The organism is Nostoc sp. 'Peltigera membranacea cyanobiont' 210A (genome assembly GCF_002246015.1).
In the GTDB taxonomy this organism is placed as follows: Bacteria; Cyanobacteriota; Cyanobacteriia; order Cyanobacteriales; family Nostocaceae; genus Nostoc.
This window is the reverse complement of the sequence record NZ_NOLJ01000013.1, coordinates 151,970-173,453: the sequence shown is the minus strand read 5'-3', so window position 1 is coordinate 173,453 and position 21,484 is coordinate 151,970. Positions and strand designations below refer to the sequence as shown.

The following is a 21,484-nucleotide window of genomic DNA, read 5'->3' as shown; positions in this document are numbered from 1 at the left end:
GTGGGGTGCAATAACTGTGGGAATCATAGCTAATTTATGCGGAGATGATATTTTTTTTTAAACCCAAAATGTAACTTTTACTGATTGATTTGGCAATAAACGCGGATCTTCTCCACGAGATATAGCTGCCATAATTGACTCTACAAATATATGAATTGTGTCCGCAGAGGTATTATAAAATTGTGTCCCGTATTTAGCGATCGCTTCCCCCTGAATACCCAAAATTTCCACGTCTTGGCGGATAATGTGTTGAGCAGTCCACCGCACAAAGGGACGTGCTAACTTATTCCAAATACCATAGTTATAGGTGACATCGGTGTAAACCAGAGTTGAATTATCGGTTTCTGGAATAGATTGACTGGTAATGAACAAATGGCGATTATGTGCTATCTTATACTCTACAGAGGTAATGTTTGGCATATAAAAGCGATCGCTATGTTTAATCTCTGCACCCTGCAAATTCAGAAAACGGCTGTACCATCCTAAATTACTGTTTTCGTTGCGATACTCCACCAAAACCGAACCATCACACCGTTCTACAGTCATCTCTAACTTTTGTTGGCGGGAAGTACGGAAAACACCAGGATGAACAAAAGCCGTATGGGGAATATCAATAAAGTTCTCCGCACAATTAGTAATATTATTAGCAAAACGGTTAATTACCCGCACCGTCTCCCATCCTATTTGTCCGTAGTGAGGCATAGAAAAGGGTTCAAAATTAAGACTTGGGGCAACACTTGGGCTATCGGCTAACCGCACATAAACATAGCCATCCTGTTCTTTGGTAGCGTAACACTTGGCTCGACGCTGTGGGGAAGGTTTGAAGTCATCTCCTTCGGCTGGAACAGCAATCACGTTTCCAACCGCGTCATATACCCAACCATGATAGGGACATTGTAAAGTACCGTTACAGATTTTACCTGATGATAGACGGCTATTGCGGTGTAAACAGCGATCGCGCAAAGCTACGGGTTGTCCATCTTCACCGCGAAATATCGCTAACCATTCTCCTAAAACGGTGCGTGGTAATACCTTGTTAGGTTGTAGCTGTTCGCTGAGTGCGACAATGTACCAGAAATCTGCAAATTGCATGGCGGGTGGGAGCGATCGTATTTAAATTATGGCAATGTCTTGGGTAGAACTGCATTGCTGTATCTATCGAATTGCAAAAGAGCTAATTTACAATTAAAAATGAGATAACCTGAGATGGGAAAAGGATCGTGACATTAGAACAATTACAAAAGCAGGTATTAGAGTTACCAATTAGCGATCGCTGGACATTAGTGCAGATCCTTTTGGAGTCGCTACAGCAAGAAACTAATTCTGAATTGAAAAAGGGTAACTTGTCTCGACTGCGAGGGATTGCAAAAGGTACAGAAATATCAACTGAAAATGTTGAAGTAGATTATATTAACTATCTGACTGAAAAATATCAATAATGCGAGTTTTAATTGATACAAATGTTGTGCTTGATTTTTTACAAGAGCGAGAACCTTTTGTAGAGGATGCGGCAAAACTGTTTGCAAAAATTGATGCTGGTGAAATCGAGGGATTTATTGCAGCAACAACAATTACTAACATCTATTACATTGTCCGCAAAGCAGCGGGTGCGATTGCTGCTCAAGATGCAATTGCACAAATTTTGACAGATTTACATATTTGTGCAGTCGATAGAGGAATTTTGGAACGAGCGATCGCACTTAATTTTCAAGATTTTGAGGATGCGGTGCAGTGTGCTTGTGGAATAGCACATGGGGTTGATGCGATCGTAACTCGTGATACGTCTGGATTTGTCAGTGCAGGAATTTTAGTAATTGCACCAGGGGAGTTAGAAAATATAGGTAGTGAGTAAGTGAAGCGATGTCTACGATGGGCTACGCCTACGCGCAAAGCTACGGGTTGTCCATCTTCACCGCGAAATATCGCTAACCATTCTCCTAAAACGGTTCGTGGTAATACCTTGTTAGGTTGTAGCTGTTCGCTGAGTGCGACAATGTACCAGAAATCTGCAAATTGCATGATGGGTGGGAGAGAGCGATTACATTTAAATTATGGCTATATCTTAAGCAAAAGCTCATTCTTTGTTGGTTGCTGAAAACTTGTTTTAGGTCAAGTTAGATGTTTTACCTTGTAGTATGATGTCCAGGGAATCTTAAATGAAAACAGCTTATAAACTCGCAGGTAGGCTACGATCTAAGAGTATGTGCAACCAAGGCACTAATCTACTTAGCATAAATGTATAAATAACTTATGAACTACGATATAGAAACAACCGAAAGTCCAAGGCTTGAAGTAGAGTATTACGGTGCTGACTTTCCTGTGGATACATTAGTGAAACGCCTGGAAGAAGAAGAATTTATTATTCCAGGGTTTCAGAGAAAGTATGTTTGGGAAGAAGAAGAAGCATCACGCTTTATTGAAACCTTGCTACTTGGCCTTCCTAGCCCTGCACTCTTTCTCGCTAAAGATAAGTTTTCCAAAAAATATCTTGTTATAGATGGACAGCAACGGCTGAAAACTTTGCAGTATTTCTTTCAAGAATCTTTTCCAAATGGGAAAGTATTTAAGCTTAAAGGTGTCGTCCCACAGTTAGAAGGCTTAACTTATTCCAAATTACCTCTATCGGAGCGTCGTGAGCTTAATAATGCAATAATCCACTGCATAATCATATCTGAAAATTATGATCCACGTGGAATATTTTATCTATTTGAACGACTTAATACTACTGGAACTGCCTTAAAACCACAGGAGATTCGGAATGCTCTCTATCATGGTTCTTTTAGTGAATTGCTTCAAGATTTATCAAAAAATGAAACCTGGAAAGAGCTTTATAGAAAGGATGATATTCGGGCTGATGAACAAGAGCATATATTAAGATTTTTATCTCTATATTTCGATGGAGAAAATTATTCAGGCAATATGACCAATTTTCTCAATCAATTTATGTTAAAAAACAAAGATTTGGATATAATTACCGAAACTGAGATAAAAAATATATTTTTAAATACAATATATTTTCTTAAAAATTGTATAGGCTCTAAAGTTTTTTATGAGAGAAAAAAATTCCAAATTATTTTTGATAGCGTGATGGTTATAACTGCTCAAGAGTTGGATAAAGGTTTGGAATGTTCAAAATTTAAAAAGTTTTATGAATTGCTGATTAATGACAAGCATTTCTGGTCATTTGCTCAACCCTCTACCACAAGTAGAAAAAATCTAATTACGAGGCTGGAGTATGTTGAAGAGCTTTATAGAAATACGCAGTTATGAATCAATCTATATTAGCTCATCGTCAGAAAATAGATAATCTCTTTAAAAAATTTGCTTCTTTCACAGAACCAGAGATTCAAAGTGAATGGTCAAAATATCTATGTATCTTGATATCAGGATTCATTGAAGAATCTTTGAGAGTTTTATTAGAAAAATATTGTGAAAACAAAGCTTCACCAAACATTCAAAAATTTGTTACAAAACAGATACAAGATATAACAAACTGTAAAACAAGTAGAATTACAGAAATATTAGGCAAATTTAGCCCTATTTGGGAAAGCGAATTCACTAACAAAATTCAAGCTGAGAGTAAAATTGTTGATGAAATAAAAAACTCTATAGATAGTGTGGTTATTAATCGTCACAAAATAGCTCATGGTAAAAGTGTCGGTATGAGCTACAATAATGTATCGACTTGGTATAAGAATGTCAAAAAAGCTGTAGAAATTTTGGAAGAAATAATAAAGTAACTTTTACAGTTTCTATGATTTTATTAAACTAAGTCTCTAAACTGAGTTTAACTAATTCATCCTTCCATCTTCCGAATTTCAACATTACCTGTAACATCAAGCTGACAAGCTAACCGCGCATGAGGATGATTAGCTGCTAATGTCTCCAGCATTTCCTGTTCATCAGGTTGAGGTGGAGGAATATCACCAATAACCTCAACCAAACAAGTGCCACAAATACCAGTGCGACAACCAAACAAAACAGGTGAATTCTGAATCGTGAGATGTTCAGACAAACTTTGATGACATTCCAGAGTGATAGGAACAAAATCACTTCCCGGAAAAGATATCTTACAGTAGTCAGGCATAATCCACAACAATTTTACCTAAACAACACTCTTCCATTCCTCTCTGTGCCTCTGCGTCTCTGCGTGAGATAAAAATAAATCCTCTCGGAGTTTAAAACCTTTAAAAGCCCTTTGCTGAGTTGCCAAATATCGAGAAATTGAATTAGTAGCCATCAGTGACATATCCCGATTACGTTGCCAAAGATAATCGAGTTTTTCAACATACATCTGATAAGATTTCATCGCCTCCTGATGAGTTGAAAAACTGCGTTGCAATCCTTCCGACTCCTCCGTAAAACAACGGCGCATCATTTCTTTAGCATCGCTGTCACCCATCTCAAAAATGCGCGATCGCAACACCTGATAAATCTTGCCATACAACGCCGGATCGTACCAAAAAATCCCATTAATTGCCGCAGAAAAATGAAAATGATCGCGCTGACATCCCAGCAACCCTAAATTAGCTACCAGTCGCTCATAAGCAGTCGGTGGCTTAAGGCAAGTGATAACATCGTGAGATATAATTGTCGAACTATTGAAGTGAAAACTTTCATCCATAAAGTGATAATAAGAGACTTTAGCAGGAATTGGAGCAGCTTCAGGATGGGGATGTTTTTGATAATAATTGCTGAGTTTGTGCTGTACTAACTTGCCGTTTAGTGTCCGCACTCCCCGAACAGTAAAATACTGACAAGCCAAAAATGTATTATTCGCAGAAATCAGCCCAAAGTATTGAAGTTGAATTTTTTTCCACCAAGTTTTTAGGGCATTGGTGTCAGCATAAACCATCGTTTCTGTAAAGGGGCCACGCATGGGGTAGGTAAAGATAAGTTCCCCAAACAATGCTTGTTCAACCTGTTTGGCAATTGTGCGGAAGGCGTTAATGTGCGATCGCTCTTGGGCGGATTCCAAATCTAATGTATCGCAGATTAAGCGAAAATCTTCTTGAGCGTAAAGTCCGGCTGCACTGGTTTGATTGAAAAAGATAGTTGCAATTTCAGCAGAAACAATTTGTGAGTAGTAAGCTACCCAGTAAAGTTGGTTCAAAATTATACGCTGATGCTGACTGGACTGTTCCCATAAAGGTGTACCGTATAGCAGGGAAAATTCCTCTGGGTTCCAATACTCGTTTTGGCAATCCTCATAGCGAAAATTGATAACTGCTTCATCCATTAAAGCAGTATGATCTTGCTGTTTGTTACGGGTGTGGTTAATTTGTAATTTGCGATGAATTGTTTTTTCCATATCCGTTTTTATTTCACGCAGAGATAAGATTGATATTTATTACACACATTGATGGGCGGGGAGTGGTTCAAAGGCTCCGCGTTCTTCTAAATTTTGCAGGATAGACTGGGCTGATGTTCCTCCCATGAGCGATCGCAATATTTGTAATCGCGTTCCGCTGTGAGTCTCTGTATCTAGTTCTTCTAAAATTTGGATTTTTTGCGATCGCGTCAGATGTCCTTTCACTTGTTCGACTGCTGTTAGTACGCTTTGCGGCCCCACCCGTACCATAAATAAAAACTGTGCCAACACATCGAGAATTGTTGTTTGACTCAATGCTGAAACAGTAATTTGATTAAACAAGGTGGTTCCCGTAGCGTGATGACGGGATTCAGATTGTAAAAAACTGGAAAAAAGTTCTTCTAAAACTGGATAGCGGCATTCCTTCGCTAAACGCCGATAATGGCTTAAACCCCATCCTTCTAAAACGACTTGCAGCACAAATAACAAAACTGTTTTATCTGCACTTTCAACCACTTCTGATAGTAAGCGCACGAACGGATCGCCCGTGCTATTTACTTCTATTTCTGGTAAAAAATGGCTAATTTGGTGAAGGTGGGTAGCTTCATCAGCCGTAAACAATCCATAAAGCATTCGTTCTTCAACTGTTTCTGCTAACAGTACCATTTTTGCCATGTAGCCAACACCTGCTTTTTCTATGAAATATGATTCTTCTAATAAACTGCGGTTAGCAAGTTCCAGAATAGCTGATTGTTCATTAATATTAGATTGCTGAAAAATTTTGACTTGATGTAAATTGAAAAATTCCGCATCCCAATAATTTAATTGCGGGTAAGCAGCACAATTATTCTGATTGGGTAATGCTGCTGTTAATATCCGTCGCAAACGGTCATCAGAATCTGTGTGTGGTAGGTCAAAACCGACAATGTTATATTTTGAATCCATGTTCAGGGCTAGGTGTTGATAGGGTTTGAATATTTGGATAATTAACAGTGTCCCAAGTTCCCCAGGTTAAAGCTTTTTGTTGATTAACGTGCTGAATAAATTCCAGAATAGATTGATCTGCTTTAGTAGGAGTTTTTAAATCAAACTGAATTGTTTGAAATACCTGTGTATCCCCTTTGGCGAAGTAATTACCAACCTGCTGAGTTAACCATAACAAACCACGATTTAAAACCCATCCCCAAAATCCCGGACGCTTGGGAGTCACAAGAATTGTTTGCCCTTCAGTTTTACCGCCTTCGATCATTCGCAGTGTAAATATAATGTAGAAATGCAGAAAATCCGGGCCTAGCGTCACAGTGCCAGTACTGCCATACCAGTAACACATACTATAAGTAACTTCGTTGCGATATAGAGGACGAATCAGGTGAATTAACCAGGAATCATCCCCTCCCCGTGTAGTGTTGCTGAAGGTAATAGCGTTAGGATTGAGGTCTTGAGAATCAAACACAATCTCTAAAGGCAAATTGTGTACTGTATTGAAGTGGTGAGCATCAATCGCATTAATTAGTAAGACATTGGGATGGCAGTTTTTGACAAATTTAGTCCCCAATATATAATCACAATCTGCCTGTTCTAATTCTGGTACAAAAAGCAGCGAGCTTGGCTTTTCTTCTCCCACCCAAACCCAAATCATGCCGTATTTTTCTGCCGTGTGCCAAGTTTTAATACACACAGGTAGCGGTTTTCCCAGAGAAGGAACATCTACACAAATTCCGCGACTGTCATACTTCCAATTATGAAAAAAGCAGCGAATTCCATCACCTTCTACCTTCCCTTCTGCTAAATGAGCGCCCATGTGTGGACAATAAGCATCTATAGCTATTACCTGACCACTAACTCCGCGATAAATTGCCAGATTTCTACCTAGTAAAGTTATAGCTTTTACTTTGCCAAGCTTTAATTTTTTTGATGGTAATGTCCAGTACCATCCTTCTATAAATTGTGTTGGGTTATTAAAGTTTAAGTGTGAGTGGGTAGATGGCATAAAAGTTAAACAAGAACACAATCTTGCACAAATTTTAAAGATGATTCTGACTTCCACATCCGTTGTCCAGAACGGGTGAGATTGTCATAATTAATTTCAGTTAAACAAACTAATTCATCCCCTAACCGATAATCGGGATTTTTTTCCTCAAAAAATTGGATATGGGGATTAGTTTGTCGTCCTGATGGAATTTCAATCAGCCCTTCCCGTAAAATTTGGGGATGCGGAAACCGGACAATACCAGTTGCTTCTTGGTATAAGTTACCATAATATTCCTGTGCCAAATTCCCCATTAGATTTTTAACATCAGCAGGTGTTGTGACATCATAACGCGGGTAGAAATTTTGCCAAAAGGTAGGGAGAAAACGATAAGTACGAAAACCAGAGCAAATTAGCAACCAGTAAAGTTTATTTTCTGCATAATGTTGACGCAGAAAATTGATGGCAGCAATCCAACTTCGTGGTAGTGTTGTACTCGACCAAGCACTAGGATCAACAATAGTGTCGCCGGAATATACCACACTAATTTTTTCTCCCAAAAAAGTCTTTTGGCATAACATCAAAGTTGAAAATCCTTTGAGTGTGTTGGATGTTTCATCTTTCAATAACAAAACCCAGTTTTTACGCTCTAGATCAATTTCAAACCCATCCCAGGTTATACCTTGAAAGTGATTTTGCAGCAGCGCATACATGGCGGTGCGATCGCTTTGTTGCAAATTTTCAACAGGAATCAGTAAACTCTTCATTGCGCGGAAATTACCTAAACTCGATTTGTATTATATTTAATTAAAACTTTATCGACCATTATGGTAAATTTACGGTGTAATGTGACAGATTTCAGAATGGTTATTTACGCTACAATTCCGTATTCACATCTTATACCTTCTCAATAAGGGTTGATGGAAATCGCCTACTCTACAAAATAATTAAGATGTATTTAGATTGAGAAACAAAAGGCAACATTACCAAACCTTTTGTTGAGTTACGCGATCGCTAATCCAACCTACTATTCTACACCCCTATTTTTTGACCATCGAGACGGTTTTAGCTGATTCACATACTCCATATATTCAGCTAATGGCCGATCGATACTAAGGAGTAAATTCTGATTAAAGCGAATATTATCGTAAATTTTGCCATCTTCATCTCTAAGCATATAGTAAGCCAAGCGAGTACAGAATAGCAAAAACTGACTAAGCAGATACCCTAGAATACCTTGACGTTTTTCAGTTACATAAATCGGTTGAATTATCGTTCTTCCAGGCGCAATTGGAGTATAAGCATATATCATAAACAGTGGCGGAAAAAGCCTAACATCTTTCATCATTGTTAACAAGCCAATGCAACCATGAGCATAACGCATTGAATATTGATATGTAGAACCAAGAAATCTTTGACCTAACTTCTCTCGAAATGTAGTTTTGGGAAATTGTCCCCGCATTGTAAAGTCAATTTGTGTTCCTAATTCGCTGCGATGTAGCGACAAATCCATTTTGATGTCTAAATGATGAATTGTTTTTAAATGTTGAGCATCAATCCCATTCATCATACAAATATGGTGATGGCAACTTCTTGCAAATGCAATATCAGCTTTTGCAACAATTTCTTTTCCCTTCAATTCATCAAAATCAGCTACTCCCTCTGGTGCTTTAGCATCTGGATAAATCCAGATAAATCCATACTTTTCTTCTGTTGCATAAGCTTGTAATTTGGCTTGATTAGGAATTTCTGATTGACAGGGAATATTTTGACAAAACCCTGTTTCATCAAATGCCCAATGATGAAATGCACAACGAATCCAATTACCATCAACCTTGCCAATTCCTAAATCTGTCCCCAAATGAGGGCAGTAAGCATCTAAAGCGCGTACTTGCCCATCTTCACCTCTAAAAATGGCAATTTTTTGACCGCATACGTCTACAGATTTTGCTGTTTTTTTAGGGATTTCATAAATACTACAGGCAATATACCAACCTTTAGCAATTACATTCCAATTATTGAATACTTGCATAATTGTTTGATAGATAATTATTTAATATTTCTTGTCGTAGACGAATGTCATCTCGATATTTACCCGTCAAAATTCTAAATAACATTTTACCTAAACAAGAAGAAGCCCGCCAGGAAAATACAGCATCTTGCAAATCAATATGGCTACGTTCAAATAAAAAATGTCCGGTTAATCCCAACAATTGAGTTAACGGTAAGCCCAAGAGTAACCAAAAGTTTTGCAATTTCCAAGTATAAAAAAGTAAACTGTAAAAAAAGAATATTCCCAGAATGTGTAAAATAATATTAATTGGATGCTGATGTTTAAGAATAAAAATATCCCAATAGTCTGTAAAAGGATGATCTAGAATTTGATTATTAATCCGATTTCTCAAACTTTGTTGAGGATTATAATTCATATCAAAACCTTAGCAAATTTCACCTCGCTACATCACAAATTTTACTCAGAGATAGTATGAGCTTGTAGCTTTACAAACAATGGATCGAGACTGCTATCTTCATCGGCATATACGGCATCTAACTGTTTAGTAATTTTATCCGGTTTATGCGATCGCAAGTATTCTTTAAGTGCTACAGCATAAAGCTGACTACGGGATAACCCCATAAGTTTTGCAAATTCTTCAGCAGCTTCAAAGAGAGGATCAGGAATGGAAATCGCGGTTTTCATAGATTGGTATAACTAATGTTATACCTCATGCTATCGATTTTTTGTAATGAGGGCAATTATACAATCCCCTACTCACAGCAGGTACAATGATTGGTTATGTATCTTCAAAGTCAGACCACTCAATTCCTAGTTGTTTTATAGCTGCTCGTAATGTTCCTAGTTTTAGATCGCGGCCACTCCAGTCAGGAAGTACAGTTGCTTTCTGCGTAATTGGATTAAACCACTTCCTATGCGAGCCTCCACCACGTCTGGGAATTTCTTCACATCCAAGCCTAGATAATTTCTTGGCAACTTCTCTATAATTCATTTGGTAGAGATAATTGTTTCTATCAAGGCTGGTGAGTTTTGATCTACAGATTGTAGGTTGTGAGGAAGCTCTTTACCTAAATCTTCATACACTTCAAGAACCGCTTCAAATGCATCTCTAGCATTCACTAAAACTTCATCCACAGAGTTACCCTCAGTTATCAGTTCTGGCAAAAGCGGAGAAGTTACCGTAAACCCACCCTCTGGCTGAGGTGTAAGTAGTAGTGGAATTTTGTAGAGCATAACTAGATTTGTTTATTTACTGATTTCAGGTTAACAGCATCATAGCATTGCCAAAATCGTCGGGTTGTGTAGTGCATCAGATTTCGTTGCTATACCCTGTTTGAAACTCAGCGATGTCTACGACGGGCTACGCCTACGCACTTTATCCACCGTAGGCATTGCTTTCATAAAAATAGTGCTTTATATTTCGTTAACATAGCCTACAAGAACAAAGAACGATATAATTTATACCTTAATAGTCATTGTCAGCCACACAAATACCTTTACATTTAATACCGTTCGTAGCAGTGCGCTGACAATGAGAACATAGAATTTTTTCGTTTTCTATTTCTTCATTTATTTTTATACTAGTGCCTTCCTGTAGCTTGTCTTCGTCTGTCTGAAGTTTTACATTCATAAGAATAAAGGAATTTTTCACAGTTTAAATTTTACAAGTCATTACTCATTGTTCATATTTTTTCGCTTTTTTCTGGCCATTATTAAGCAGAGGTTTGCACCGAATCATACGGCTGGATCAGAATCTCAGCCGGAATACCTAGCTCTTGATTTAACTTCCGAATCATCTCTAAGGTCAAGGAGCGTTTACGAGATAGTATCTCAGATACCCTAGCTCGACTGCCAAGACATGACTCCAAATCACGATGAGACCAGCCACGGGTATCCATGTAGTATTGAATTGCTTCGATAGGATCGGGTTTTTCAATAGGAAAATGTGCCTTTTCGTAAGCTTCTACTAAGGTACTCAGGACATCTAATCGATCGCATTCAGGTGTATTAGGGACGGCATCAAACAGCAACTCAATTTCTCGAAGAGCTTCCTGATAGTCAGCTTGGGTTCTAATTGGACGTAATTCCATACATCAACCTCTATTTAGATAGTTTCTGCATCTACCTTGTCATACTCGATATGAGTGCCAATAAACCGGATAAAAACAATACCGATATCATAACGAATTGCAACAACGAGCCGATAAGTATTGCCTTTGATGTTGAATACGACACGGTTCTTAGCAATAATACTGGCATTACCATGAGCGGCTTTAACATCAACTGGACTTTGCCAATCGGCGTGAGACGCTTCATAGTACCAAGTTTTTAGTGCTTCTTCAGCATCTGGATGAGATTCCCAGAAATTTCGCAGGGCGCTGCGGGATAAAATACGCATAGCATTTATGATAATTTGATCCCAAAATGGGATCAAGAGTCACTTGAAGAGATGCTAACTTTTATCCCGAATTAAGCTTAACATTCCTAATCAGCGATCGCACTTTTTACCAAATTTAGAACTATTGGTTATTTTCCAATAATTGTGCTGCACTATAAAACGGTTCTCCTTCAAAATTTAAGCACTCCAACTTTTTCAAAAGTAAATCTTTCAAATCCAAGTTATTATGTTCGACAAGAACACATCGTAAATCATAACCATCCATTAAAATAATTGATTTATCGTAGTTCTGCTTTAGTAATGGACATACATTTTTTGACCAACCATTAATTGACAGAAACAAGCCTAATGTCTGCTTACCTGATCGACTAATTTTACCATAAAGGCTATCAAGTTGCCGTATATCTGTTAAACTTTGAGTCCATTTGCATTCAACTAAGTAGTACCAGCTTTCAAGCTTAAATGCACCGTCTATTTGTTCACCACCTTCATTCCTCTTAAAGCTCTTTTGAGTTGGGATCTCATAAAGAGAAAAAATACGTTCTAGTAAATCTTCAAGCAAGAATCCTCGTTTCTTTTTATCTTCCGTATTTGTTAAACCTGCAAACTTATCGAATTCTGACAATAGCTTAGAGAGAAGCAAATAAAATTCCTCTTTCTTTAAATAATCTTCATCACATTGTCTTGCAATACCTTCTTTTAATCTTTCAGCAACTTTTTGACATTCGTCAAACAAGTTTTTATTTTCATAACTAACAATTTGATGATCTATTAAGTTCTTCGTACTCCAATATTCTAATAATTTTTCTAGTAACTGTCCTACTATAGGGTTAGGTTCTTCTTTCCAAAGTTTTCTTAATCGATTTGCCTTTGAGCCACTTTGATAATTATATTTTTCATCATATATATCGATGTTCAAGCTTTCTAAGATAAATTCCTGAAAGGTTCTGTTTGAAAAATCTAGTACATAACCACCACCCATTTCGAGCAGCTTTTCTAACTTAAGTTTTTCAATACTTGTTAAATCTGACATTTTGTATCGAATCTAAAAGTAAACATGAAAGTTATTTATCTGTCTGCCTATGCTTTGTTTTTACCGATATACCTCGAAAAAGTTTTTGTCGGGTAAGTTTTGATTAGGCTTTTTTCTTGCTCAATTGAACTATAACCTAATTATCGAACCAGAACTAAAATTTTTAGCATAATGCTAAACTCTTAAACTTATCTTTGCGCCTCTGGTCTGTGCGTGACATACTTCAACAAGGAAACAAAACACTTCCCAACTTTTCACGCCCCAAGCGATCGCTCACTTTCCCCCGACAAACAACCTGAACCCCATTAATATAAACCCCTTGCACAATCTCATCCGAACCGCGCTTAACCATCCGAGGTTCACCATCTAAAACTGGATCTGATATCTGCACCTGCGGGCTAATTGGCTGATTTAAAGCATTAGGATCGAGTAAAACTATATCGGCTTTCGCACCAACTTTGAGAACTCCCGTATCAAGACCAAACCAACCAGCAGGTTCTCCGGTAACTCGGCAAATTGCAGCTTCAGGTGAAAGGAACTTCGTTGCAACTGCTTGTTTGAGCAAAGACAAAGCTCCATCATAGTAGCCCAGATTACGCACGTGAGCGCCAGCATCGGTAAAACCAGGCAAAATATGAGGATGTTGCATCATCGCTAAACGGGGTTTTAGGCGATCGTTTGCTCCTGTGGCCACCCAGCGTAAATCTGTATCATATTTTTGTAATCCGTGGATAAATAAATCTAGTGGTTCTTGTTGCTTTTGACGAGCAATCTCTGCAAAACTTAACCCTTGCCAACTTGCTTCGGGACAGTGAATAACTTCCATCAAATCTAACTGACGATGGAATGATTTACGCCGTTTACTGAGCCATTCTTGGCGAAACTGACGACGAAAAATTTCTGATGCCCATAGTTGTTGCCTTTCTTCTCGTGACTGACAACCATTGAGTTGTGCGCCTGTGGAAAATTCTTCAAATAAGGGAGTCACAGATCCATCAGAGTAAATAGTGAAGGGTTCAGTTAGGGTTTGAAAGCGCACATTACCATTTAGAAGCCGATTCCAAATAAAAAGTAGGGGGGAAAATATTCGCCATAGGTTGCGATCGTGTACGGCATCTAAGGCTGAGAGGACAGTTAGCCGCAGTGGTTTTTGTCCAATCCCTGAACCCATACGCAGAATATCTACAAAGGAAGCGAGTCGTTGTAAATTGGGTGTGACTTGAAAAACCCGTTGGCTACGCCGACATAAATCCGCCAACATTGCATATTCATTAAATTTCGCGTGTTGAGAAGGAATTGTGCAGCCTTGCCATTCTCCACTCATCCGATGCCAAGGAAACATATCAATAGAAATGCCAATAAAGCCAGCATCTATTGCATCTGTGGCTATGCGCTGCATAAGTTTTAGTTCAAATTTTGTCGGCTGAACGGTTAAGCTGCGTTCTAATCCCATCACATAAGCGCGTAAAGCACTGTGTCCAAACATTGGGGCAACATTGGGGCCAAGGGGTAACTGTTGCAAATGCTGTAAATATTCTGCTGGTGTCTGCCAGGAAACCGACTTTTGTAGCCATTTTGCAATCAGCCGATGGGAAAGTGTCTCTACTCTCTGAAAAATATCAGCCAGGATTTGGGGTTCTGCGATCGCAACAGACAAGCTACAGTTACCAATAACCACGCTGGTAACACCATGACGCACTGATTCGCTCAATCCTGGTGCAATTTCTAACTCTAAATCGTAGTGGGTATGAATGTCGATGAATCCAGGTGTTACCCATAAGCCAGAAGCATCAACCACTTCACGCGCTGGGGTAGTTAAGGAGGGTGCAAGGGTGATAATGCGCCCGTTTTGAATGCCGATATCTCTGCGAAGAGGTGGAGAGCCTAAGCCATCGAAAATTAACCCGTTTTGAATCAGCAAATCCAACATGGTTCTTTGTTGCCTTTTGGTTGTTATTGGATCTGTTTAGGGTCATTATAGGCTGGGAATTTATTGGAAATGGCGTAGCCCCTCGTAGAAATTGCTTTCAGAGACTCTTGTTCCAATATTCCAAACCGGTTACAATTACATCTTCTAACCACTGCTTAAAACGCTCTGTTAGATTACCCTCTTCATCAGCATAAGAGAACTGGAACGGAGAATCTGTTAGGGCTTGAATGTCACTAATATTGCGCTCACCATCTTCTGCATTGTCTCTGTGGTATGCACATGCGGAACAGACAAGCAAGCCACGATACTCATGTCCAAGAACATGAAAAGAAAGCAAAATTGTTGTTGATATTCCTATATTAATAACTAATTGTATCCAACTATGATAGTTATGATTACGAAGATTAGCAAAGTATCTTAACTGTTTAGCCGTCTCTACAATTTGGTAGCGGTGGTAATATGAACGACTATCACCAACAGGCGCACTAATTATAAAAGCATCAGCATCATCAAATAAATTTTGTACGGATAATTTTATTTCATTGGCAACATCTTGTGAGCGATTAGAGGCTATCTCAAATAACTTTGAAGCAAAATATTCAACTTTTCGACTGCGCTCTTGAATAGATGCTGATTGGTTTTGCTTCAGCTTTTCAGCAATGGAAGCAATAATAACCTGAGTCCGTCGGGATTCTGATAAGACTTGTTCTGATAAGCCAAGACTGCGGATGAAAGCAAGCTTTTGGCTCTTGGCAAACAGAGCAATCAATTTTGACAAATTGCCTTGGTCTGCCTGCTCTAAAGCTGCAATGTAATCTGCACGATCATCACGAGTAAGAACTAGGGGAAACCAACCAGCTTGAATAAAAACTAAGCTGGCAATACATCGAGCAACTCGGCCATTTCCATCTTGAAATGGATGAATCTGTGTAAATCGATGATGCAACCAAGCTGATTCAACTTCAGGAGGAATTTGCTGATTTCGATGTTGATGATGCAATTCAATCAACCTATCCATTTCAGATGCCACTTGTTCTGGAGGGCAGTATTCGTCAATAATGCCATCTGGTCTCATCGGATTGTTAGGTAGACGCTTCCAGTCACCCATTATGAGAGAAACACGAACAATTTCCCCTGTCGATGGAACTAAAGCCTCTGTATATTGTTGGTTCTGGGTTAGAACCTGATGTAACTGCTTTATATAGGAGGTTGATAAATTTCTTTGCCCACCCACAAAATCAAACAGTCCTTCAATCGCAGTTTCCTGATCCCTGATTAAAGAAACTACTTGTTTTACAGGACGATCCGTAGCTCCATGAGGAATCAGAGCTTCGTTAATTCCTTGTTCAATTAAAAGGCGAGTTATTCCTCGATCTATGTTGTATAATCGCTCAATAATTCCAGTTTCAATGGCTATTTCGCGGCGTAGTCTTTCCATGAAGACTTTAAACTCACCAGATGCGCGAAGCCGCTCTGCTTGCTCATTCCAAACAGTGACTAAAGGCGGTAATTCCGAACTAGCTAAACTTTGCCAACTTGATGATATATCTTCTATCGGTTGCCATGCCATAAGTCATTACTATTTGATAATCCTGTTAAATTTTACTTTATTTATTTTCACAATCAGTGTCAGCATTTCCACCATGATGTTCAGTTTTTATCCAGCGCGTAGTTTACCGCCGTAGGCATCGCTAATTATTCCGATTTTCTCCGTTAAACTTATGCAATACCATATCCCGTATATTGCCTGACATTCTGCGGGTGAAATCCTAAGACAATTTTATCTTTAGGAATTCCGGCAGCTTCTAATTCGTAGGTAACACCATCTTCTGTGTCATCCCGTTGTACCCAGATTTTGCCATCAATAATGTCAATATGAACTAAGCAACCATGAATTCTTTTAACACCGTCCCAACCAAAAGTTATCAGCAAATAGCTGTCATTTTCGCTATCAAAGACTGTTTTACACTCAATAGCTGCGTAGGAATAAGGAATTTGTGTATAAGGTACTAATACCTCTTTGATGATGCGTCGATAGTTATCTAAGGTATCCATTGGATAATCCTCTCAGTTTCAGGATTAAAAACAAGTAAATTTAGATTTTCACTTTCTATTAAAAGTGTACCAATTGGTTCTTGAAATAAAGCTGTGAATACGCTGTCGCGTACTGCGAGGTATAATATTCTATCAGGTTCTACGCGACTGATAACAGCACGATACAAAATAAATCCACCGATGGCATTTTTGAGGTCTGCCATTTCTGAAGGACTGACAAAACTTTTAATTTCTACTGCTATTTTTTTAGTTCCTTGTTCTGCGGCTAAAAGTTGTTTTGCTCCTAAATCTACATACATATCTTTTTGACCCCATTTTAAATGTAGGGGGTCATCTGTAATTATCCAACCTTCTTGAATTAAGGAATTTTTAACAGCATCGTGATAGATATCTTTTGCAGGCATATTAAATGTTATTTTATTTTTTGCCAGAATCACTATAAGAATTTTGACCGCGATGCTCAGTTTTAATCCAGCGCGATCGCTCCCTTTGCACACACATTTTTAAAGTTGTTACAATCATCACAGGAATCCAATGCACCATGTATAATGACCCTTGAATTGTTGCCCAAAACAAAGACCATCCTCGTAAACTTTGAAATTGGTAAAGTCCAGCTATAAAGGCAATTGTCAGAATGATGCTGAGTAGTGTTTGGAGGGGAAACAAAACTGGATGATGGCTATAAAATATAGTCCAAAATAAATCGGGAATTAACCCAATTGGCAGAATAAATTGCAATAGAAAAAACAATAGTAAATCAATTTCTTTCGCCCAACCTAAAGTAAGAATTTGCGGAAAATAATCTAGGTAACGCTGATAGCCACCTTCAGCCCAACGACAGCGTTGATTCCAAAGTTTTTCCCAAGTAGTTACACCTTCTTCTTGAATTGATGGAACTGTAACAAACTCAATTTCTGCACCTGCTAAATAAAGCTTGAAGCAAAGATCCAAATCATCGGTGACAGTGTTCTCATTCCAACCTTGACACTTTTCTAACAATTGCCGACGAACTAACATCCCATTACCCCGCAGTTCAGACATTCCACCAATAGCAATGCGATGGGTTTGCAAAAAGCTATCACAGTTCATTTCCATCTGCTGGCAACGGGTTAAGAAATTGGTATTAGCATTAGAAATCGCTTTTCGCACTTGCACTGCACCGATCGCTTGCTTCTGAAACAGAGGTACTGTTTGCCGGAGAAAATTGGCAGGTAACTGAGCATCCGCATCGCAGACTAGAATAATTTCCCCTTGGGTAAAGGGAAACACTGCATTCAACGCACCTGATTTACCACCTTTTGATTCCCGTCGATGAACTTGTAAAGCTGGAAATTTAGTTTGTAATTCTTTCAAAACCTGGGGGGTTTCATCGATACTGCCGTCATCAACGACCCAAATATCTAGGGAATCGCTGGGATAATTCAATTGGCATAGGCTGTAAACTAGATTAGCCAACACTGGACTTTCATTTTTAGCCGGAACTAAAATCGAGACTGGCGGTAAATAAATCTCACTCTCCATCACCCCCGCCTCTGGTTTGGCTAACAGCATCCGTAATGTTTGCACAGTCAGAACTGCCGTTAATCCCAGCATCAACCATTGTGTTTCTGGTAGCCAGTGCAGCAAACTCACGCTACCCCAAACTAATAAAACTACTATGGTTGCTTTGAGACGGCGATGAAAGCTAATATTTTTACTGGGCTGATAGGTACTTTTTCCCACTTTATTTGCTATATCCTTTCGGTTCGTGGCTTAGTCCTGCGACGTAATAATAGCATCGTCACTGCTCCCAGAAGAAAACCGCCCACACCTCCTGCAACTGCTAGAATCCGCCCCAATTGTTGAGCAGCATTCAACACCGGGTTATCCAACAGATTGGAGGATAAATGTAGCGATTGAATCGTCCATTTATCTTGGAGTTTTTGCAGCACTGCTGTCCATCGCAACGCCATATCAGCTGCTTTACCATCTTTGAAAGAGAAAGATGCGATCGCTTCTCCAGAGGCAACATCTATTTCTGGAGTAAGAAATGTTCTGAGAGTATCTCCCTTGAGTTGCATTTTGATATCTTTAATGGAACTGGAAAACTGCTGATTCCAGTACTTTTCAAACTCAGGAACTTTGTGAAAAATCTGATTATCAACTGTTGTGATTGTGAAATTTGGGTGCAAATAAGGCTGTATTTTGGCAAAATCACGGGTGTTTAGGGCTTGCAGGGCAATATCCCGCGTGCGAATAATTGCATTTATCTCCTGTGAGTTGACATCTGCTAGAGCGTATTGGGGTAGATTCCAAATTACCAACACTAACAAAAAACTCCAAAGTAGCTGAGTGCATTTGTATATGCTTGTCCATCTGTGTTTCATCATCTAAAAAACCTGTAGATTGGGTGACGCTTACCGATAATTGTTTTAATCTTAATACCCACATTCTGCCACTTCTGTTGACTGGCGCTGATTAAAAGAATTTTTGCAAAGATGTTTCGACTACGCTCAACAACCAGGCAGGAAGCAGTGTTTCGACTACGCTCAACAACCAGGCAGAAGGTTTCCGCAGATCCCACCGCAAATCTGGTACACTATGTTTTAGTTGGCGCTGTCGCAAAATCTCAACTCCCGCGACTGTCGCCACTCTATAAATTTTTTCCATATACACAAGCTTTAATTTGGTAGGGTGCGTTATGGAATTTATTCCTAACTCACCGAAAATAACTGACGGTGCGTTACGCGGACACGATACACACCCTACAAAACTACAAAATGAGATTATCGAGTTAGGAGGCTGAGAAATCTAAACTTTGCCGAAAAGAGATCAGCAATTTATTCAATACAGCCATGTCAATTAAAAATGCATCGTGTCCGTGGGTTGAATTCAGCCACGCCAGTTGAGCATTAGGGATTAAATTTGCCAATTCTTGTTGTTCTACTGGAGGATAGAGGATGTCAGAATCAATTGCGACAACTAAAGTCGGTTGCTGGATGCTTTGCAGAATATATTCATAATCTGACAAATCAGGACTGGTGCGATCGCGTGCAACATTGTGACGATCCATTGCGTGGGTGAGGGTAATGTAAGTATTGGCATCAAACCGTTCTGTCAGCTTTTGACCCTGATGCTGTAAGTAACTGGCTATAGTAAACTGCTCAGATGCATCATACTCGCGTCCAAAGCGGCTTGTAAAACTATCCCAAGAACGGTAAGTAGACATCGCCATCATTCGCGCTACTGCTAGTCCTTGGTTTGGCGGCGCATTGAGGGTGTAGTTCCCTCCTTGCCAGTTTGGATCGGCATAAATTGCCTGTCTTTGGGCTTCACTCAATCCAATACACCAAGCTGAATGTCTGCCAGAAACAGCAATGGGTACAATTCCTTTCACTTGGTGCTGATTGCCAAGAATTGCGCTGCTTGCCCACTAGCGGTTGCTAATGCTGCTACACCTCCTTCTAAGGCAGCAATCCGCTTTTCAAATACATCCGTCGTCGGGTTCATGATGCGGGTGTAAATGTTGCCAAATTCCTGGAGAGCAAATAACCGCGCTCCGTGGTCGGTGTCGTCAAAAACGTAGGAAGTCGTTTGGTAAATCGGTACAGCACGAGCATTCGTTCCAGGAGCCGGCTCTTGTCCAGCATGAACTTGCAGGGTTTCAAAACGATATTGTTCTGACATAAGCAGTTATTTGAGTTTCCAATTATACAAACAAGTAATAATAATTGAGCCTTGTTTTGGATAAATCAACGGTAATTGGCAAGGCTTACCGTATTTTAACTGGTTGCGCCCAGGATTCCTCATCTTTAGCACAACAAGTTTGGTATAACTTACTCACTCAGTTTTTTATTTTTAAGCAGAACTAAGGAATAAGAATTAAATAACATACAATTCATATCCCTGGCTTACCTCACCCTCAATCCCTCTCCGATATATTGGAGAGGGAAGCTAGAGACAGGATGAAGTTTTGCATCTTATTTAATCCACGTTCCTAATTTAGCGATCGCCACAGTGACAAGATAATTCAAATGGCTCAAGGCTGAATAGTCTTCGCCGACTGGTTAAATAACAATTCTCGTAACTTATTTGGATCGAGCGCTTCAGTTTTGAATGCTTCTGCTTTTTCGTAGGCGCGAATTGTTGCTGGACGCGCTTTTATTGTCTCAAACCAGCGTTTAACATGAGGAAAATCCTCTAGGTTTTGACTTTGGAGTTCATGCGGCACAATCCAGGGATAAGCAGCAATATCGGCAATGGAATAATCGCCAGCCACAAATTCTTTATCTGCTAGTTGCTTATTTAGCACTGCATATAAGCGTCCCGTCTCATTCACATAGCGGTTAATCGCATATTCAATCTTTTCGGGAGCATAAGTACTAAAGTGATGATTTTGTCCCGCCATTGGCCCTAATCCTGCCATTTGCCAGAACAACCATTCTAAAACTTGAGTACGATTACGTAAATCTTGGGGGATTAATTTCTCGGTTTTTTCTGCCAAATATAGCAAGATTGCCCCAGACTCAAATACCGAAATTGGCGCACCTCCATCTGCTGGCTCGCGGTCAATGATCGCAGGCATACGATTGTTAGGAGATATCTTCAGAAATTCCGGCTTAAATTGATCTCCAGCCGCAATATTCACAGGAATTATGGTGTATGGTAAGCCGACTTCTTCCAAGAAAATTGTGATTTTATGACCGTTTGGAGTTGCCCAATAGTAAAGTTCAATCATGGTTCTTTTCCTAAAATTGCGCGATTTTTTTGTAGGTTAATAGTGTGTTACAGACAT

At 39.2% G+C, this 21,484-nt stretch carries 28 protein-coding genes and 1 pseudogene; 4 read left to right on the top strand and 25 right to left on the bottom strand.

The window, feature by feature from the left end:
* Positions 1 to 57: 57 nt before the first annotated feature.
* Complete coding sequence (locus CDG76_RS32085; RefSeq protein ID WP_094352886.1) at positions 58 to 1,092, bottom strand: aromatic ring-hydroxylating dioxygenase subunit alpha; 1,035 nt, start codon at positions 1,090 to 1,092, stop codon at positions 58 to 60.
* 128 nt (positions 1,093 to 1,220) lie between these two features.
* Between CDG76_RS32085 and CDG76_RS32080 the strand changes: the two genes are divergently transcribed.
* Together CDG76_RS32080 and CDG76_RS32075 are read left to right on the top strand one after the other, a co-directional pair.
* Complete coding sequence (locus CDG76_RS32080; RefSeq protein ID WP_094352885.1) at positions 1,221 to 1,439, top strand: hypothetical protein; 219 nt, start codon at positions 1,221 to 1,223, stop codon at positions 1,437 to 1,439.
* The gene (locus CDG76_RS32075; RefSeq protein ID WP_094352884.1) at positions 1,439 to 1,852 is read left to right on the top strand and encodes a type II toxin-antitoxin system VapC family toxin; all 414 of its coding nucleotides are present in this window, start codon (positions 1,439 to 1,441) and stop codon (positions 1,850 to 1,852) included. Before CDG76_RS32080 ends, CDG76_RS32075 begins: the two co-directional genes overlap by 1 nt.
* Before the next feature lie 20 nt (positions 1,853 to 1,872).
* Here CDG76_RS32075 and CDG76_RS39530 read toward each other — a convergent pair.
* Positions 1,873 to 2,019 (bottom strand): annotated as a pseudogene (locus CDG76_RS39530) (Rieske (2Fe-2S) protein); the annotation flags it as partial.
* Between the two features lie 231 nt (positions 2,020 to 2,250).
* On the opposite strand from CDG76_RS39530, the gene CDG76_RS32070 reads away from it, so the two are divergent.
* Positions 2,251 to 3,270, top strand: coding sequence for a DUF262 domain-containing protein (locus tag CDG76_RS32070; RefSeq protein ID WP_094352883.1), 1,020 nt, complete (start codon positions 2,251 to 2,253; stop codon positions 3,268 to 3,270).
* Positions 3,267 to 3,740, top strand: a complete 474-nt coding sequence (locus CDG76_RS32065; protein ID WP_094352882.1) for a HEPN domain-containing protein — start codon at positions 3,267 to 3,269, stop codon at positions 3,738 to 3,740. Before CDG76_RS32070 ends, CDG76_RS32065 begins: the two co-directional genes overlap by 4 nt.
* A gap of 56 nt (positions 3,741 to 3,796) precedes the next feature.
* Here CDG76_RS32065 and CDG76_RS32060 read toward each other — a convergent pair whose 3' ends face one another.
* The 23 genes from CDG76_RS32060 to CDG76_RS31950 all read right to left on the bottom strand — a co-directional run bounded on the left by CDG76_RS32060 (position 3,797) and on the right by CDG76_RS31950 (position 21,427).
* The gene (locus CDG76_RS32060; RefSeq protein ID WP_190241045.1) at positions 3,797 to 4,087 is read right to left on the bottom strand and encodes a 2Fe-2S iron-sulfur cluster-binding protein; all 291 of its coding nucleotides are present in this window, start codon (positions 4,085 to 4,087) and stop codon (positions 3,797 to 3,799) included.
* An 18-nt stretch (positions 4,088 to 4,105) separates the two neighbouring features.
* Entirely contained in the window at positions 4,106 to 5,311 is a 1,206-nt protein-coding gene (locus CDG76_RS32055; protein ID WP_094352881.1) for a P-aminobenzoate N-oxygenase AurF, read from the bottom strand.
* A 39-nt stretch (positions 5,312 to 5,350) separates the two neighbouring features.
* Entirely contained in the window at positions 5,351 to 6,256 is a 906-nt protein-coding gene (locus tag CDG76_RS32050; protein WP_094352880.1) for a ferritin-like domain-containing protein, read from the bottom strand.
* Entirely contained in the window at positions 6,240 to 7,301 is a 1,062-nt protein-coding gene (locus tag CDG76_RS32045; protein WP_094352879.1) for an aromatic ring-hydroxylating dioxygenase subunit alpha, read from the bottom strand. The genes CDG76_RS32050 and CDG76_RS32045 overlap by 17 nt, the downstream gene beginning before the upstream one ends.
* Before the next feature lie 5 nt (positions 7,302 to 7,306).
* Complete coding sequence (locus CDG76_RS32040; protein WP_094352878.1) at positions 7,307 to 8,047, bottom strand: hypothetical protein; 741 nt, start codon at positions 8,045 to 8,047, stop codon at positions 7,307 to 7,309.
* A 260-nt stretch (positions 8,048 to 8,307) separates the two neighbouring features.
* Positions 8,308 to 9,312, bottom strand: a complete 1,005-nt coding sequence (locus CDG76_RS32035; protein ID WP_094352877.1) for an aromatic ring-hydroxylating oxygenase subunit alpha — start codon at positions 9,310 to 9,312, stop codon at positions 8,308 to 8,310.
* Positions 9,296 to 9,709 carry an Mpo1-like protein gene (locus CDG76_RS32030; protein ID WP_094352876.1) on the bottom strand — a complete coding sequence of 138 codons (414 nt, stop codon included), beginning with the start codon at positions 9,707 to 9,709 and terminating at the stop codon, positions 9,296 to 9,298. The genes CDG76_RS32035 and CDG76_RS32030 overlap by 17 nt, the downstream gene beginning before the upstream one ends.
* Before the next feature lie 41 nt (positions 9,710 to 9,750).
* A complete protein-coding gene (locus CDG76_RS32025) occupies positions 9,751 to 9,978 on the bottom strand; it encodes a ChpI protein (protein ID WP_094352874.1) in 228 nt (75 codons plus the stop codon).
* 94 nt (positions 9,979 to 10,072) lie between these two features.
* Positions 10,073 to 10,285, bottom strand: a complete 213-nt coding sequence (locus CDG76_RS32020) for a type II toxin-antitoxin system HicA family toxin (RefSeq protein ID WP_094352873.1) — start codon at positions 10,283 to 10,285, stop codon at positions 10,073 to 10,075.
* Complete coding sequence (locus CDG76_RS32015; RefSeq protein ID WP_094352872.1) at positions 10,282 to 10,527, bottom strand: type II toxin-antitoxin system HicB family antitoxin; 246 nt, start codon at positions 10,525 to 10,527, stop codon at positions 10,282 to 10,284. The genes CDG76_RS32020 and CDG76_RS32015 overlap by 4 nt, the downstream gene beginning before the upstream one ends.
* 479 nt (positions 10,528 to 11,006) lie before the next feature.
* Complete coding sequence (locus CDG76_RS32010) at positions 11,007 to 11,384, bottom strand: helix-turn-helix domain-containing protein (RefSeq protein ID WP_094352871.1); 378 nt, start codon at positions 11,382 to 11,384, stop codon at positions 11,007 to 11,009.
* 14 nt (positions 11,385 to 11,398) lie between these two features.
* A complete protein-coding gene (locus tag CDG76_RS32005; RefSeq protein ID WP_094352870.1) occupies positions 11,399 to 11,692 on the bottom strand; it encodes a type II toxin-antitoxin system HigB family toxin in 294 nt (97 codons plus the stop codon).
* Positions 11,693 to 11,813: 121 nt separating this feature from the next.
* Complete coding sequence (locus CDG76_RS32000; RefSeq protein WP_094352869.1) at positions 11,814 to 12,725, bottom strand: restriction endonuclease; 912 nt, start codon at positions 12,723 to 12,725, stop codon at positions 11,814 to 11,816.
* Positions 12,726 to 12,948: 223 nt separating this feature from the next.
* Entirely contained in the window at positions 12,949 to 14,655 is a 1,707-nt protein-coding gene (locus tag CDG76_RS31995) for an N-acyl-D-amino-acid deacylase family protein (protein WP_094352868.1), read from the bottom strand.
* 97 nt (positions 14,656 to 14,752) lie between these two features.
* A complete protein-coding gene (locus CDG76_RS31990; protein WP_094352866.1) occupies positions 14,753 to 16,225 on the bottom strand; it encodes a Fic family protein in 1,473 nt (490 codons plus the stop codon).
* Between the two features lie 149 nt (positions 16,226 to 16,374).
* Positions 16,375 to 16,710, bottom strand: coding sequence for a XisI protein (locus tag CDG76_RS31985; protein WP_094352864.1), 336 nt, complete (start codon positions 16,708 to 16,710; stop codon positions 16,375 to 16,377).
* Positions 16,698 to 17,114, bottom strand: a complete 417-nt coding sequence (locus CDG76_RS31980; RefSeq protein ID WP_094352863.1) for a XisH family protein — start codon at positions 17,112 to 17,114, stop codon at positions 16,698 to 16,700. Before CDG76_RS31980 ends, CDG76_RS31985 begins: the two co-directional genes overlap by 13 nt.
* 13 nt (positions 17,115 to 17,127) lie before the next feature.
* Positions 17,128 to 18,432: a glycosyltransferase gene (locus CDG76_RS31975; protein ID WP_094352861.1), complete on the bottom strand. Its 1,305-nt coding sequence runs from the start codon at positions 18,430 to 18,432 to the stop codon at positions 17,128 to 17,130.
* An 8-nt stretch (positions 18,433 to 18,440) separates the two neighbouring features.
* On the bottom strand, positions 18,441 to 19,079 hold the full coding sequence (locus CDG76_RS31970) for a YybH family protein (protein ID WP_094352860.1): 639 nt from the start codon (positions 19,077 to 19,079) through the stop codon (positions 18,441 to 18,443).
* Between the two features lie 88 nt (positions 19,080 to 19,167).
* Positions 19,168 to 19,359, bottom strand: coding sequence for a hypothetical protein (locus CDG76_RS31965; protein WP_094352859.1), 192 nt, complete (start codon positions 19,357 to 19,359; stop codon positions 19,168 to 19,170).
* 124 nt (positions 19,360 to 19,483) lie between these two features.
* Positions 19,484 to 20,086 carry an alpha/beta fold hydrolase gene (locus tag CDG76_RS31960; protein WP_262984381.1) on the bottom strand — a complete coding sequence of 201 codons (603 nt, stop codon included), beginning with the start codon at positions 20,084 to 20,086 and terminating at the stop codon, positions 19,484 to 19,486.
* The gene (locus tag CDG76_RS31955) at positions 20,083 to 20,376 is read right to left on the bottom strand and encodes a PLP-dependent transferase (RefSeq protein ID WP_317616147.1); all 294 of its coding nucleotides are present in this window, start codon (positions 20,374 to 20,376) and stop codon (positions 20,083 to 20,085) included. Before CDG76_RS31955 ends, CDG76_RS31960 begins: the two co-directional genes overlap by 4 nt.
* 352 nt (positions 20,377 to 20,728) lie before the next feature.
* Entirely contained in the window at positions 20,729 to 21,427 is a 699-nt protein-coding gene (locus CDG76_RS31950) for a glutathione binding-like protein (protein WP_094352858.1), read from the bottom strand.
* Positions 21,428 to 21,484 lie beyond the last annotated feature (57 nt).